The sequence below is a fragment of the Kitasatospora purpeofusca genome (genome assembly GCF_036010405.1).
GTDB classification, from domain to species: domain Bacteria; phylum Actinomycetota; class Actinomycetes; order Streptomycetales; family Streptomycetaceae; genus Kitasatospora; species Kitasatospora purpeofusca.
This window is the reverse complement of sequence record NZ_CP108561.1, coordinates 2591257-2605143: the sequence shown is the minus strand read 5'-3', so window position 1 is coordinate 2605143 and position 13887 is coordinate 2591257. Positions and strand designations below refer to the sequence as shown.

The 13887-nt window shown below is 71.0% G+C and carries 11 protein-coding genes and 1 pseudogene; 11 read left to right on the top strand and 1 reads right to left on the bottom strand.

Annotation, left to right across the window (positions count from 1 at the left end; genetic code table 11):
- Window positions 1-189 precede the first annotated feature (189 nt).
- From OG715_RS11115 to OG715_RS11105, 3 genes and pseudogenes are all read left to right on the top strand, one after another.
- Window positions 190-1341: pseudogene (locus OG715_RS11115) on the top strand (site-2 protease family protein); the annotation flags it as partial.
- 93 nt (window positions 1342-1434) lie between these two features.
- On the top strand, window positions 1435-2394 hold the full coding sequence (locus OG715_RS11110) for a tRNA (adenine-N1)-methyltransferase (protein WP_266275072.1): 960 nt from the start codon (window positions 1435-1437) through the stop codon (window positions 2392-2394).
- A 129-nt stretch (window positions 2395-2523) separates the two neighbouring features.
- On the top strand, window positions 2524-3129 hold the full coding sequence (locus OG715_RS11105) for a hypothetical protein (RefSeq protein WP_051756198.1): 606 nt from the start codon (window positions 2524-2526) through the stop codon (window positions 3127-3129).
- 47 nt (window positions 3130-3176) lie between these two features.
- Here OG715_RS11105 and OG715_RS11100 read toward each other — a convergent pair whose 3' ends face one another.
- Window positions 3177-3473, bottom strand: a complete 297-nt coding sequence (locus OG715_RS11100) for a ferredoxin (protein ID WP_380310244.1) — start codon at window positions 3471-3473, stop codon at window positions 3177-3179.
- 290 nt (window positions 3474-3763) lie between these two features.
- Here OG715_RS11100 and arc point away from each other — a divergent pair, with 290 nt between their 5' ends.
- The 8 genes from arc to OG715_RS11060 all read left to right on the top strand — a co-directional run bounded on the left by arc (window position 3764) and on the right by OG715_RS11060 (window position 13814).
- Window positions 3764-5530, top strand: a complete 1767-nt coding sequence (gene arc, locus OG715_RS11095; RefSeq protein ID WP_266275076.1) for a proteasome ATPase — start codon at window positions 3764-3766, stop codon at window positions 5528-5530.
- A 217-nt stretch (window positions 5531-5747) separates the two neighbouring features.
- Window positions 5748-7259: a depupylase/deamidase Dop gene (dop, locus tag OG715_RS11090; RefSeq protein WP_266275078.1), complete on the top strand. Its 1512-nt coding sequence runs from the start codon at window positions 5748-5750 to the stop codon at window positions 7257-7259.
- 174 nt (window positions 7260-7433) lie between these two features.
- On the top strand, window positions 7434-7652 hold the full coding sequence (locus OG715_RS11085) for a ubiquitin-like protein Pup (protein WP_030299936.1): 219 nt from the start codon (window positions 7434-7436) through the stop codon (window positions 7650-7652).
- 183 nt (window positions 7653-7835) lie between these two features.
- Window positions 7836-8675 (top strand): proteasome subunit beta, encoded by an 840-nt coding sequence (prcB, locus tag OG715_RS11080; protein WP_266275080.1) that lies wholly within the window; start codon window positions 7836-7838, stop codon window positions 8673-8675.
- Between the two features lie 31 nt (window positions 8676-8706).
- Complete coding sequence (gene prcA, locus OG715_RS11075) at window positions 8707-9474, top strand: proteasome subunit alpha (RefSeq protein WP_266275082.1); 768 nt, start codon at window positions 8707-8709, stop codon at window positions 9472-9474.
- A 122-nt stretch (window positions 9475-9596) separates the two neighbouring features.
- Window positions 9597-10958 (top strand): Pup--protein ligase, encoded by a 1362-nt coding sequence (gene pafA / locus OG715_RS11070; protein WP_266275084.1) that lies wholly within the window; start codon window positions 9597-9599, stop codon window positions 10956-10958.
- A 215-nt stretch (window positions 10959-11173) separates the two neighbouring features.
- The gene (locus OG715_RS11065; protein ID WP_266275086.1) at window positions 11174-12166 is read left to right on the top strand and encodes an FKBP-type peptidyl-prolyl cis-trans isomerase; all 993 of its coding nucleotides are present in this window, start codon (window positions 11174-11176) and stop codon (window positions 12164-12166) included.
- Window positions 12167-12500: 334 nt separating this feature from the next.
- Window positions 12501-13814 carry an FKBP-type peptidyl-prolyl cis-trans isomerase gene (locus tag OG715_RS11060; RefSeq protein ID WP_266275088.1) on the top strand — a complete coding sequence of 438 codons (1314 nt, stop codon included), beginning with the start codon at window positions 12501-12503 and terminating at the stop codon, window positions 13812-13814.
- The last annotated feature ends 73 nt before the right edge of the window (window positions 13815-13887 follow it).

Genomic DNA, 13887 nt, shown 5'->3' with positions numbered 1-13887 from the left:
CGGGTGGGTATGAAGGCAGTGGGAAGGCGAGGGGCGCGCGCCGGACGACCGCCCCGATCACGTAGCGTGGGCGCACCGGCGCGCGGCGCGCGCCGGTGGCAGACGGACGAAGGGAACACGGTGAGCGACTCCAGTGGCCGGCGGACCTCCGACCAGCCACCGCACGACAGCGGCACCCGGCCCGGGCCCCCGCCGCCCGAGGACCCGGAGCCCCGCGGCGGCATCCTGATGGGCCGCCCCTTCGGCGTACCGATCTACGTCACCCCGTCCTGGTTCGTCATCGCCGCCCTCATCACCTGGGTCTTCGGCGGCCAGCTCGACCGGGTGCTGCCCGAGCTCGGCGCCGCCCGCTACCTGCTCGCCTTCTTCTTCGCCGTCGCCTTCTACGGCTCGGTGCTGATCCACGAACTCGCCCACACCCTCGTCGCCCTGCGCTACAAGCTCGGCGTGCGCCGCATCCAGCTGCAGTTCTTCGGCGGCGTCTCCGAGATCGAGAACGAGGCCGAACGCCCCTGGCGCGAGTTCTGGCTCGCCTTCGTCGGCCCGCTGCTCTCGCTCGTCCTCGGCGGCGTGTTCTACCTCGCCCTCCAGGGCGTCGAGCTGTCCACCGTCCCCGGCGTCCTGCTGACCGGCCTGATGGTCTCCAACCTCGTCGTCGCCGCCTTCAACCTGCTGCCCGGCCTGCCGCTCGACGGCGGCCGGATGCTGCGCGCCGTCGTCTGGGCGGTCACCGGCCGGCCGATGACCGGCACCGTCGCCGCCGCCTGGGCCGGCCGGGTGCTCGCCGTCGCCGTCCTGATCGGCCTGCCGCTCGTCAGCTCCGCCCGGGAACTCGACCGCAGCCGCACCGACACCCTGGTCGACGCCGTCCTCGCCGCCGTCCTCGCCGCCATCATCTGGAACGGCGCCACCGGCGCCCTGCGCAACGCCCGGCTCAAGGAGGTCCTGCCCGGCCTGCGGCTGCGCGACCTCGCCCGCCGGGCCGTCGAGGTCACCGCCGACACCCCGCTCGGCGAGGCCACGCGGCGCGCCCACGAGGCCCAGGCCGGCGCCGTCGTCGTCGTCGACGGCCGCGGCGAGCCGATCGCCCTCGTCCGCGAGTCCGCCGTGCGCGCCGTCCCCGAGCACCGCCGCCCCTGGGTCGCCGTCGGCCCGCTCGCCCGCGACCTCGAACCGGGGCTGCGGCTCCCCGCCGACCTCGCCGGCGAGGACCTGCTGCGCGCCGTCCGGGCCACCCCCGCGGGGGAGTACCTGGTGGTCGAGGAGGACGGACGGGTGTTCGGCGTCGCCACGCTCACCGACATCGAACAGCGGCTGACCGCCGCCGTCACCGGCCGCTGAGACGACCGCCCGGCAGCGCTGGGACGACCGCCGGGCAGCGCGCGGACGATCACCTGGTCGGGCGGACGGCGCGCTTCCCTTAGGATTGTCCGCATGTCCGAACCGACCGGTGCCACCCGCCGACGCGGGCCCTTCCAGGTCGGGGACCAGGTCCAGCTGACCGACCCCAAGGGCCGCCACTACACGTTCACGCTCCAGGCCGGGAACCAGTTCCACACCCACAAGGGTGCGTTCCCCCACGACGAGCTGATCGGCGCCCCCGAGGGCACGGTCGTGCGCACCACGGGGAACGTCCCGTACCTCGCGCTGCGCCCCCTGCTCCCCGACTACGTCCTGTCCATGCCGCGCGGCGCCGCCGTGATCTACCCCAAGGACGCGGGGCAGATCCTGGCGATGGCCGACATCTTCCCGGGCGCCCGCGTGGTCGAGGCCGGCGTCGGCTCCGGCGCGCTGTCCACCTACCTGCTGCGCGCCGTCGGCGACACCGGCCTGCTCGCCTCGTACGAGCGCCGCCAGGACTTCGCGGACATCGCGCAGTCCAACGTCGAGCGCTACTTCGGCGGCCCGCACCCGGCGTGGAAGCTCACCGTCGGCGACCTCCAGGACAACCTGGTCGAGACCGACGTCGACCGCGTCATCCTGGACATGCTCGCCCCCTGGGAGTGCCTGGACACCGCCTCCAAGGCGCTCGTCCCCGGCGGCCTGATCTGCTGCTACGTGGCCACCACCACGCAGATGTCCCGGACCGTCGAGGCCCTGCGCGAGCACGGCACCTACACCGAGCCGCAGGCCTGGGAGACCATGGTCCGCACCTGGCACCTGGAGGGCCTGGCCGTCCGCCCGGACCACCGGATGATCGGCCACACCGGCTTCCTGCTCACCGCCCGGCGCCTCGCCGACGGCGTCGAGCCGCCGCTGCGCCGCCGCCGCCCGGCCAAGGGCGCCTACGGCGAGGAGTACGACAACGGGGCCCCCGAGCCCACCCTGCAGGAGCGCGCGGCCGCCCGGGCCGCCGCCCGCACCGAGAGCGCCGACCAGGTCGACCTCGGCTGAGACAGCCACCGGAGGGGTGGTACGGCATCGCCGTACCACCCCTCCCGCGTTCCCGCGCACCCGGACACCTCCCGGCCGCCCCGGTGTGGGACGATGCTCGCTCACACAGACCACTGGAGGGGACGCCTGGTGGAGACCGCGGTCGGGACGACGGCTGGACAGCGGACCGCGACGGGCCGCACCGGCCCCGGTCGGGGGCGCACCACCCCCTGGCACTGGGGCGTCGCGGTGGGCGGCTGCGCCGCCGTGGTGGCGGCCGCACTCGCCGCCGGCCCCGCCGGCGGCACCACCGGGCCCGCCCGGCCCACCCCCAGGGCCCTGCCCGCGGCCGCCGCGCCCGATCCGGCCCGGGCCGAACTCCCGCTCGACTGCGGGCCGTTCCCGGTGACCATAGCCGTCAGCTTCGCCGCCGACCTCGGCGACGGCCGGCCCGGCACCGTCGCCGCCGCGCACTGCGCGGCCGGGAACGGCACCCCGCCCGACGGCGTCTTCCTGCTCGGCCCCGGTCCCGGCGGCCGTCCCGCCGTCCTCGCCACCCTGCTCTCGGAGCGCGAGAACCTGATCGTCAGCCGGCTCGCGCTGCGTTCGGACGGCGCCATCACCGGCCACGCGCAGGGGTATTCGAGCGACGAGGTGCCGCGCTTCGCCCCCGACATCTCGCTCGACCTCACCTGGACGCACAAGGGCGGCGCCTGGGACCGCTCCCAGACCGCCGCCCCACTGGCCCTCACCTAGCGTCCACGCGGCGTCGGGCCCGCGCCCGCCCGGAGCCGGGCCCCGGCCTACTCGGCGTCGGGCCCGAAGACCTCGACCCGGTCGTTGGCCCGGCGCACGTGGATGCAGTCGCCGGGGCAGTCCTTCACCGAGTCCACCACGTCCTGAAGCAGCGTCAGCGGCACCGGCACGCTCTCGCCCGGCTGCTGGCGCAGCTCGTCGTCCTCGCCCTTCACGTAGGCGAGGCCGTCGATGTCCAGCTCGAAGACCTCCGGCGCGTACTGCACGCAGATGCCGTCGCCGGTGCACAGGTCCTGGTCGATCCAGACTTCCAGCGGCTCGGCCGCCTCCGTCGTCCCGTTCACCGACATGTTTCGTCCGCCGTTTCTGTCCCGGGACGCCCCGTCCTGGGGCATTCCCGCCATTCGTACAACGATCGGACCTCGGGCGTCGGTCGCGATCGGATATCGACTCGCCCGACGATACATCTGGTCCGCTTTGGCCGGTGCGCGGTGGGTATCCCCCTAGCAGAGGGGAAGCACGCGAGGGCGAAGATCGGACACGCCCGTTCCATCTTTCTTGATCTAGGGGTTTACGGACCCCTGGTCCCAGGTAGGGTCTGGAAGCGTCCAGCTCCCCGGAGGAGGTGAGGACCGTGGCAGCCCACGATGACGACTACAACCGCAGCACCGGCAGGCCCGCTCGTGGTTCCGACGAGGCCGCTCAGGTCTCGTACCTTGAGCAGGAAATCGCCGGACTGCGCCGCAAGCTCGCCGACTCGCCGCGCAATTCGAGAATCCTCGAAGAGCGGATCGTCGAGCTCCAGACCAACCTGGCCGGCGTGACCGCCCAGAACGAACGGCTCGCCTCCACCCTGCGTGAGGCCCGCGACCAGATCGTGGCCCTCAAGGAGGAAGTGGACCGGCTGGCACAGCCCCCGGCCGGATTCGGTGTGTTCCTCAGCTCCAACGAGGACGGCACCGCCGACATCTTCACCGGTGGCCGCAAGCTCCGTGTGAACGTCAGTCCCAACGTCGTCCTCGACGAACTGCGGCGCGGCCAGGAAGTCATGCTCAACGAGGCCCTCAACATCGTGGACGCGATGGCCTTCGAGAGCATCGGCGACCTCGTCACCCTCAAGGAGGTCCTGGAGGACGGCGAGCGGGCCCTGGTCGTCGGCCACACCGACGAGGAGCGGGTGGTGCGCCTGGCCGAACCCCTGCGCGACATCACCCTGCGCACGGGCGACGCCCTCCTGCTGGAACCGCGCTCCGGCTACGTCTACGAGGTCGTGCCGAAGTCCGAGGTCGAGGAGCTCGTCCTCGAAGAGGTCCCGGACATCGACTACCGCCAGATCGGCGGCCTCGCCAACCAGATCGAGCAGATCCGCGACGCGGTCGAGCTGCCCTACCTGCACGCCGACCTCTTCAAGGAGTACGAGCTGCGCCCGCCCAAGGGCGTCCTGCTCTACGGCCCGCCCGGCTGCGGCAAGACGCTCATCGCCAAGGCGGTCGCGAACTCGCTGGCCAAGAAGGTCGCCGAGGTCACCGGCCGGCCCCAGGGGAAGAGCTACTTCCTCAACATCAAGGGCCCCGAGCTCCTCAACAAGTACGTCGGCGAGACCGAGCGGCAGATCCGCCTGGTCTTCCAGCGCGCCCGCGAGAAGGCGAGCGAGGGCACCCCCGTCATCGTGTTCTTCGACGAGATGGAGTCGCTGTTCCGCACCCGCGGCTCCGGCGTCAGCTCGGACGTGGAGAACACCATCGTCCCCCAGCTGCTCGCCGAGATCGACGGCGTGGAGGGCCTGGAGAACGTCATCGTCATCGGCGCCTCGAACCGCGAGGACATGATCGACCCGGCGATCCTGCGGCCCGGCCGCCTGGACGTCAAGATCAAGATCGAGCGCCCCGACGCCGAGGCCGCCAAGGACATCTTCTCCAAGTACCTCAAGGGCTCGCTGCCCTTCCACCCCGACGACGTCAAGGAGCACGACGGCTCGCTGGAGGCCACCGTCGCCGCCATGATCCAGTCCGTGGTGGAGCGGATGTACTCCGAGACCGAGGAGAACCGCTTCCTGGAGGTCACCTACGCCAACGGTGACAAGGAGGTCCTGTACTTCAAGGACTTCAACTCCGGCGCGATGATCCAGAACATCGTCGACCGGGCCAAGAAGATGGCCATCAAGGACTACCTCGACCACGGCCAGCGCGGCCTGCGCGTCTCCCACCTCCTCAACGCCTGCGTCGACGAGTTCAAGGAGAACGAGGACCTGCCCAACACCACCAACCCGGACGACTGGGCCCGCATCTCCGGCAAGAAGGGCGAGCGGATCGTCTTCATCCGCACCCTCGTCACCGGCAAGCAGGGCGCCGAGTCCGGCCGCTCCATCGACACTGTCGCCAACACCGGACAGTACCTGTAACCGCTCCGCCCCGGACCTCCGGAACGCACGTACCCCGTCCGGCTGTGGCGCCTCGCGGCCCCGCAGCCGGACGGCGCGTCTCGGGGCCCGCCGGTCGGTACGGCGTTCTAGGCTCGACCCACCGTTCGCGGGCAGACGGCCCGGCGTCGGTGTTGATCAGCGGTACGTCAGCGTGTGCCGTCCGTCGGGGGCGGCGCACCGGGGCAAGGAGGGCCGCATGACCGTACGGCGCGTGATGGGCATCGAGACCGAGTACGGGATCTCCGTGCCCGGGCACCCCAACGCCAACGCCATGCTCACCTCGTCCCAGATCGTCAACGCGTACGCGGCGGCGATGCACCGGGCCCGACGGGCCCGCTGGGACTTCGAGGAGGAGAATCCGCTGCGGGACGCCCGGGGCTTCGACCTCGCGCGGGACATCGCCGACGCCAGCCAGCTGACCGACGAGGACATCGGCCTCGCCAACGTCATCCTCACCAACGGCGCGCGGTTCTACGTGGACCACGCGCACCCCGAGTTCAGCTCGCCCGAGGTGACCAACCCGCGCGACGCCGTGCTCTGGGACAAGGCCGGCGAACGGATCATGGCGGCAGCCGCACAGCGCGCCCTGGAACTGCCCAACGGGCAGACCATCCACCTGTACAAGAACAACACCGACAACAAGGGCGCCTCCTACGGCACCCACGAGAACTACCTGATGAAGCGGGCGACCCCGTTCGCCGACATCGTCCGCCACCTCACCCCGTTCTTCGTCTCCCGCCAGGTGGTCACCGGCGCCGGCCGGATCGGGATCGGGCAGGACGGCTCCGCGCACGGCTTCCAGATCAGCCAGCGCGCCGACTTCTTCGAGGTCGAGGTCGGACTGGAGACCACCCTCAAGCGCCCGATCATCAACACCAGGGACGAGCCGCACGCCGACGCCGAGAAGTACCGCCGGCTGCACGTGATCATCGGGGACGCCAACCTCTCCGAGATCTCCACCTACCTCAAGCTCGGCACCACCTCGCTGGTCCTGGCCATGATCGAGGACGCCTTCATCACCTCCGACCTGGCCGTCGACCAGCCGGTGCGCACCCTGCACCGGATCTCCCACGACCCCTCGCTGAAGCATCTGGTCACACTGCGCAGCGGGCGCCGGCTCACCGCCGTCCAGCTCCAGCTGGAGTACTTCGAGCTGGCCCGCAAGTACGTCGAGGACCGCTTCGGCACCGACGCCGACGAGCAGACCGTGGACGTGCTGGCCCGCTGGGAGGACGTGCTGGGCCGGCTGGAGCGGGACCCGATGTCGCTCTCCCGGCAGCTGGACTGGATCGCCAAGCGGGAGCTCCTGGAGGGCTACCGCAACCGGGACGGGCTGGAGTGGGACAATCCGCGGCTCGCCCTGGTCGACCTCCAGTACAGCGACGTGCGGCCCGAGAAGGGCCTCTACAACCGCCTGGTGGCCCGTGGCCGGTTCGACCGGCTGGTGACCGAGGAAGAGGTCGTCAGGGCCGTCACCAAGCCGCCGGAGGACACCCGGGCGTACTTCCGGGGGCGCTGCCTGGAGCAGTACGCGGAGCACGTCGCGGCGGCCTCCTGGGACTCGGTGATCTTCGACCTTCCGGGCCGGGACTCGCTGCAGCGGGTCCCCACCCTGGAGCCGCTGCGCGGCACCCGCAACCACGTCAAGGCGCTGCTGGACCGCTGCCGCACGGCGGAGGACCTGCTGCGGGTACTCGCCGGCGGGTAACTTTTCGATCACCACGGGTGAAGCCCGGGCAAATGGGAATCATCCGGGGGGACGGCGGGTGTTGGACAGGAAGCGCCACCGGCAAACCGGAAGCGGGTTGTCGCAGCTTGTGTATAGGGTCGATGCAGCAAGCAGCGACCAAACCGTGCCAGATGATCGAGCGGGGTGAGGTAAATGGCGAGCAAGGACACCGGCGGCGGCCAGCAGCGGGCGAACCGCTCCTCCGAGGAGGTCGAGGAGCAGGCCGCGGAAGCGCAGAATTCCGACGAGCTCAAGGAACGCCAGGAAAAGCTGAGCGACGACGTCGACGCGGTTCTGGACGAAATCGACGAGGTCCTGGAATCGAACGCCGAGGATTTCGTGCGGCAGTTCGTGCAAAAGGGCGGACAGTAACCGGACCGGAAACCGGCCGGGCGCCCGGTGGACATTCCGGGAATTCACGGCCGCGACCGATGACGGCGGACGGGCGGCACGAGCCGTCCGTCCGCCCGGTCCGGCCCACGGGTCCGCTGGACAGTGATCGCCCGGCCGATAGGGTCGGGCAGTGCGCGCTTCAAGCTACCTGGAAGGAATCGTGTGGAAGCCAACACTCGTGGCACCGGGCGTCTACCGGCTGCCTTCCTCACCCCGGGGTCCTCGTCGTTCCTCGACTTCCTGGAGGCCCACCGGCCCGAGCTGATCCCCGGGCGGCAGCGCCTGCCCGAGGGCGTCATCGAGGCCCCGCACGGGACGACCATCGTCGCCGCGGTCTTCGACGGCGGCGTGGTCCTGGCCGGTGACCGCCGCGCGACGATGGGCAATGTGATCGCCCAGCGCGACATGGAGAAGGTCTTCCCCGCCGACGAGTACAGCGCCGTCGGCGTCGCCGGCACCGCCGGCCTCGCGATCGAGATGGTCCGGATGTTCCAGCTGGAGCTGGAGCACTACGAGAAGATCGAGGGCGCCGTCCTCTCCCTGGAGGGCAAGGCCAACCGGCTGACCACCATGATCCGGGGCAACCTGGGCATGGCGATGCAGGGCCTCGCGGTCGTCCCGATGTTCGCGGGCTACGACGTCGACCTGGGCCGCGGCCGGATCTTCACCTACGACGTCACCGGCGGCCGTTCCGAGGAGCGCGGCTTCGCCGCCACCGGCTCCGGCTCGGTCTTCGCCAAGGGTTCGATGAAGAAGCTCTACCGCGAGGGCATGACGGCCCAGCAGGTGTCCACCATGGTCGTCCAGGCCCTCTACGACGCGGCCGACGACGACTCCGCGACCGGTGGCCCCGACCTGGCCCGCAGGATCTTCCCGATCGTCTCGCTGATCACCGAGGACGGCTTCCGCCGGCTCACCGAGGCGGAGGTCACCGCGATCGCCGTGTCCATCACCGACCAGCGCCTGACCCACCCCAACGGGCCCCAGGCCCCGCTGCTCTAGCCGTCAACCGAGAAGGAAGGGACGACCGCCGGTGTCGACACCGTTCTACGTCTCCCCCCAGCAGGCCATGGCGGACCGCGCGGAGTACGCCCGCAAGGGCATCGCGCGTGGTCGCAGCGTGGTCGTGCTCACCTACGCCGACGGCATCGTCTTCGTCGCCGAGAACACCTCCCGGGCGCTCCACAAGGTGTCCGAGATCTACGACCAGATCGCCTTCGCGGCGGTCGGCCGCTACAACGAGTTCGAGAACCTGCGCATCGGCGGCGTCCGCTACGCCGACCTGCGCGGCTACACCTACGACCGGGCCGACGTCACCGCCCGGGGCCTGGCCAACGTCTACGCCCAGACGCTCGGCACGATCTTCTCCTCGGTCGGCGAGAAGCCCTACGAGGTCGAGCTGATCGTGGCCGAGGTCGGCCGCAGCACCGAGGACGACCAGATCTACCGGCTCACCCCGGACGGCTCGGTCGTCGACGAGAAGAACTACGTGGTGGTCGGCGGCAACGCCGACTCGATCGGCAACTACCTCGGTACGCGCCACCGGGCCGGGTTCTCGCTCACCGAGGCCATCAAGGTCGCCGTGGACTCGCTCGCCCGCGACCCCAATGGCGGCAGCCCGCGCACCCTCACCCCCGACCAGCTGGAGGTGGCGGTCCTCGACCGCGAGCGCTTCCAGCAGCGCAAGTTCAAGCGGATCCTGGGCGGCCAGCTCGCCCGGCTGCTCGACGGCGACCAGTCCGCCGAGACGGACGACGAGGAGAAGCCGGCGGCCACCCCGCCGGGCGACTCCGACCAGTAGTGCCTGCGGGGTCCCCGCGGCGGCCGGCGACGTCCGCCGCGGGGACCCCGGTGCCCCTGCGGCGGCCCGGTCGGCGCCGCGGAGGCGGTTTCGGACAGCTCCCATCAGAGAATGGATGGCCCATGGACCGCCGAATTTTCGGGCTGGAGAACGAGTACGGCGTCACCTGTACGTTCCGCGGGCAGCGCAGGCTGTCCCCGGACGAGGTGGCCCGCTACCTCTTCCGCCGCGTAGTCTCCTGGGGCCGCAGCAGCAACGTGTTCCTGCGCAACGGTGCCCGCCTCTACCTCGACGTGGGCTCCCACCCCGAGTACGCCACCCCCGAGTGCGACGACGTCACCGAGCTGGTGACGCACGACAAGGCGGGCGAGCGCATCCTCGAGGGCCTCCTGGTGGACGCCGAGCGGCGGCTGCACGAGGAGGGCATCGCCGGGGACGTCTACCTGTTCAAGAACAACACCGACTCGGCCGGGAACTCCTACGGCTGCCACGAGAACTACCTGGTGGCCCGGCACGGCGAGTTCTCCCGGCTGGCGGACGTGCTGATCCCGTTCCTGGTGACCAGGCAGCTCATCTGCGGCGCCGGCAAGGTGCTGCAGACCCCCCGCGGCGCGGTCTACTGCGTCAGCCAGCGGGCCGAGCACATCTGGGAGGGCGTCAGCTCCGCGACCACCCGCTCCCGCCCGATCATCAACACCCGCGACGAGCCGCACGCCGACGCCGAGCGCTACCGCCGGCTGCACGTCATCGTCGGCGACTCCAACATGTCGGAGACCACCACCCTGCTCAAGGTGGGCTCCACCGACCTGGTGCTCCGGCTCATCGAGGCCGGCGTGGTCATGCGCGACCTCACCCTGGAGAACCCGATCCGGGCGATCCGCGAGGTCAGCCACGACCTCACCGGCACCCACCAGGTCCGGCTCGCCAACGGCCGGGAGGCCAGCGCCCTGGACATCCAGGAGGAGTACTACACCAAGGCGCTGGAGTTCGCCGACCGCAAGGGCATCAACACCGGCACCATCGCCCGCGTCCTGGAGCTGTGGGGCCGCACCCTGGAGGCGGTGAAGACCGAGCGGCTGGACGACGTGGCCACCGAGATCGACTGGATCATGAAGTACAAGCTCATCGAGCGCTACCGCGAGAAGCACCAGATGAGCATGAGCAATCCGCGGGTCGCCCAGATCGACCTCGCGTACCACGACATCCACCGTCGGCGCGGCCTGTTCTACCTGCTCCAGGCCAAGAACCAGGCGCTGCGGGTCACCACCGACCTCAAGACCTTCGAGGCCAAGTCGATCCCGCCGCAGACCACCCGGGCCCGGCTGCGCGGCGACTTCATCCGCCGGGCGCAGGAGCAGCGCCGCGACTTCACCGTCGACTGGGTGCACCTCAAGCTGAACGACCAGGCGCAGCGCACCGTGCTGTGCAAGGACCCGTTCCGGTCCGTCGACGAGCGGGTGGAGAAGCTCATCGCCGGCATGTGACGGTGGGAGCGCCGGCAGCCGACCGGCGCGGCGCCGGGGTCCGACCGGTGCCGCTGACGTGCGGCGGCGGGGGAGCGGCAACCCCGCCGATGTGATCTTCGCGGTGTCCGGTCCCGGTGGTGCCTCCCGGGACCGGACACCGTCTGCGCATACGCTGTCCGTCGAGTCCGGAGCCGGGTCCGGAGAGCCGACTTTGACCGACAGTGAGGAAAGCCGTGCGCCGCACCGCCGGGTTGCTAGTCACCCTGCCCCTGTTGCTGGCGGTGGCCTGCAGCAGTTCCACCAAGCCTGTCAGCCAGGCCACGCCCACCGCGTCGCCCAGTGCCGCGCCCACCGTGCCTGCCCCGGTGAACGAGGCCTCGCCGATGCCGACCCTGTCCGGCGGGGGCTTCGGGAGCAAGGCCACCATCACCATCCCCGAGGGCCAGCAGCCCAGCGGTCAGTTCGTGGTGAACACCGTCAGCGAGGGCGACCGCTCCACGGTCAACAAGGGCGACTGGGTGACGGTCAACTACACCGCCAAGGACTGGACCACCGGCAAGGACCTGCCCAGCTCCTACGACTCCGGCGGCAAGCCGCAGCTCTACCAGGCGGGCAGCGGGCAGCTGGTCCCGGCCTTCGACCAGAGCGTGATCGGCAAGAAGGTCGGCAGCCGGCTGCTGGTCGTCGCCCCGCCCGCCGCCGCGTTCGGCACCCAGGGCAGCACCCAGCTCGGCGTCGCCGGCGGTGACACCGTGGTCTTCGTGCTGGACATCATGGAGAGCCTGCCGCCGGACGCCACGCTCTCCGGCGCCATGACGCAGCCGCCCGCCAACCTGCCGCAGGTCAAGGACAACGGCAAGGCCGCGGTCACCATCACCGTGCCGGCCGGGCAGGCCCCGCCGACCGAGCTCCAGCAGGCCGTGCTGATCAAGGGTGAGGGCAAGCAGGTCAAGTCCGGGCAGACCCTGGTCGTGCAGTACACCGGGGTGCTGTGGGCCAACGGCCAGCAGTTCGACTCCTCCTGGAGCCACGGCGGGGCGCAGGCCCTGCAGATCGGCACCGGCAGCGTCATCGAGGGCTGGGACAAGGGCCTGGTCGGGCAGACCGTCGGCAGCCGGGTCGAGCTCGTGGTGCCGCCGGCCCTCGGGTACAAGGACCAGGCGCAGGGTGCCGTGCCGGCCAACTCCACGCTGGTCTTCGTGATCGACATCCTGGAAGCCGTCTAGCGTCCGCCCCGTCGGATCCGTCCGGCGGAGTCGGGGTCCGCCCCGTCGGGCCGCCCCTCGGGGCTTTCCGGCGGAGCCTTCCGTCGGACCGCTCCGGGCACGGGGAATGCGAAGATCCTTCACGCGGGCTGGTTTCGGCCCCGGGGGATTCCGTACGCTTGGGCGGGCGCTCGCACACGGAAGCGCCCGCCCTCATCCTGACCTGTCATACTGCCCTCGCACTGTGGTAGGCGCCGCCGGCGTCCGGGGTCCGGGCGGGCAGTGCGACAGCACCCCGGCGCCACCACGCCGGCCGTAGACCTCGAATACCTCGTGGTGAGATGGATGGGGAGTCATGTCTGAGAAAGAGTCGAGCCCGGGCGGGTCCGGCACCGCGCACGGTAACTCCGTCGGAGACCCGGCCGACTCGCGGCCCGGCGGCCCGCTCCCGGGCGACGGCGAGTCGATCATCGTCCCCCCGGCGATCCTGCGGCAGCAGGCCGGCTGGGGCGGCACCGACGAGGCGCCGCGGACGGGAGGGACCAAGACCGACGAGGTCCCGCAGATCTTCGCGTCCACCGTCCGCCGCCAGGACGGCTCCGAAGCCGGGTACGACGAGAACCCCGGCAGCGTCGGCCGGCTCGGTGTGATCCTCGGCACCGTCCTGGGCGTCCTGCTCGCCGGCAGCGCCGTCACCCTGTACCTGGTGAACAAGGACGGCTCCTCCGACGACAGCGCCGCCGCCAAGCCGGACACCGCCAAGTCCGCCCCGGCCACGCCGACCGCCGACCCCGTCCCGCCGATCAAGGACAGCGCCAAGGTGCTGCCGACCGTCACCGGCGACTTCGGCAAGAAGGCCACCATCGAGGTGCCGCCCGCCGACCAGGCCGACGGCAGCTTCGTGGTCAAGGTCCTCTCCGAGGGCAGCGGCCCCAAGGTCGAGAAGAACTCCTGGACCTCGGTCGACTACACCGGCAAGGACTGGAACACCGGCAAGGACATCCCGTCCTCGTACGACGACAAGGGCAAGCCGCAGATCTTCCAGGCCGGCACCGACGCCCTCATCCCGGCGCTCGACCAGGCCGTCGTCGGCAAGAAGGCCGGCTCCCGCCTGCTCGTGGTCGCCCCGCCGGCCGCCGCCTTCGGCGCCCAGGGCAACCCCAGCATGTCGATCGGGGCCAAGGACAACCTGGTCTTCGTCATCGACATCCGCAACAGCAACGCCCCCGACGCCGTCGTCAGCGGCACCGTGACCCCGCCGCCCGCGGACTTCCCGCAGGTCAAGGACAACGGCAAGAAGCCCGCCGACATCACCCCGGTGCCCGGCGCGGCCGACCCGACCGAGCTCAAGAGCCACCTCCTGATCAAGGGCGAGGGCCGCAAGGTCGAGAAGGGCGAGAAGATCCTCGTCCAGTACACCGGCGCGCTGTTCAAGGACGGCAAGGTCTTCGACTCCTCGCTCAGCAAGGGCCAGGCGTTCTCCTTCCCGCTCGGCGGCGGCCAGGTCATCGCCGGCTGGGACCAGGGCCTGGAGGGCCAGACCATCGGCAGCCGCGTCGAGCTGGTCATCCCCGCCTCCCTCGGCTACAAGGACCAGGCCCAGGGCGACATCCCGGCCAACTCCACGCTGGTCTTCGTCGTCGACATCCTCGACGCGGGTCAGGGCTGATTCACTTTCGGGTGACAATGGTGTGCGTGTGACCTCCGGGTCCGGCCGCGTGGCCGGACCCGGACGGGCGGCG

Coding starts and splice junctions, on each gene's coding strand:
- OG715_RS11085 (WP_030299936.1), top strand. CDS start 7,434: ATGGCGAGCAAGGACACCGGCGGCGGCCAGCAGCGGGCGAACCGCTCC.
- OG715_RS11110 (WP_266275072.1), top strand. CDS start 1,435: ATGTCCGAACCGACCGGTGCCACCCGCCGACGCGGGCCCTTCCAGGTC.
- dop (WP_266275078.1), top strand. CDS start 5,748: ATGACCGTACGGCGCGTGATGGGCATCGAGACCGAGTACGGGATCTCC.
- OG715_RS11060 (WP_266275088.1), top strand. CDS start 12,501: ATGTCTGAGAAAGAGTCGAGCCCGGGCGGGTCCGGCACCGCGCACGGT.
- pafA (WP_266275084.1), top strand. CDS start 9,597: ATGGACCGCCGAATTTTCGGGCTGGAGAACGAGTACGGCGTCACCTGT.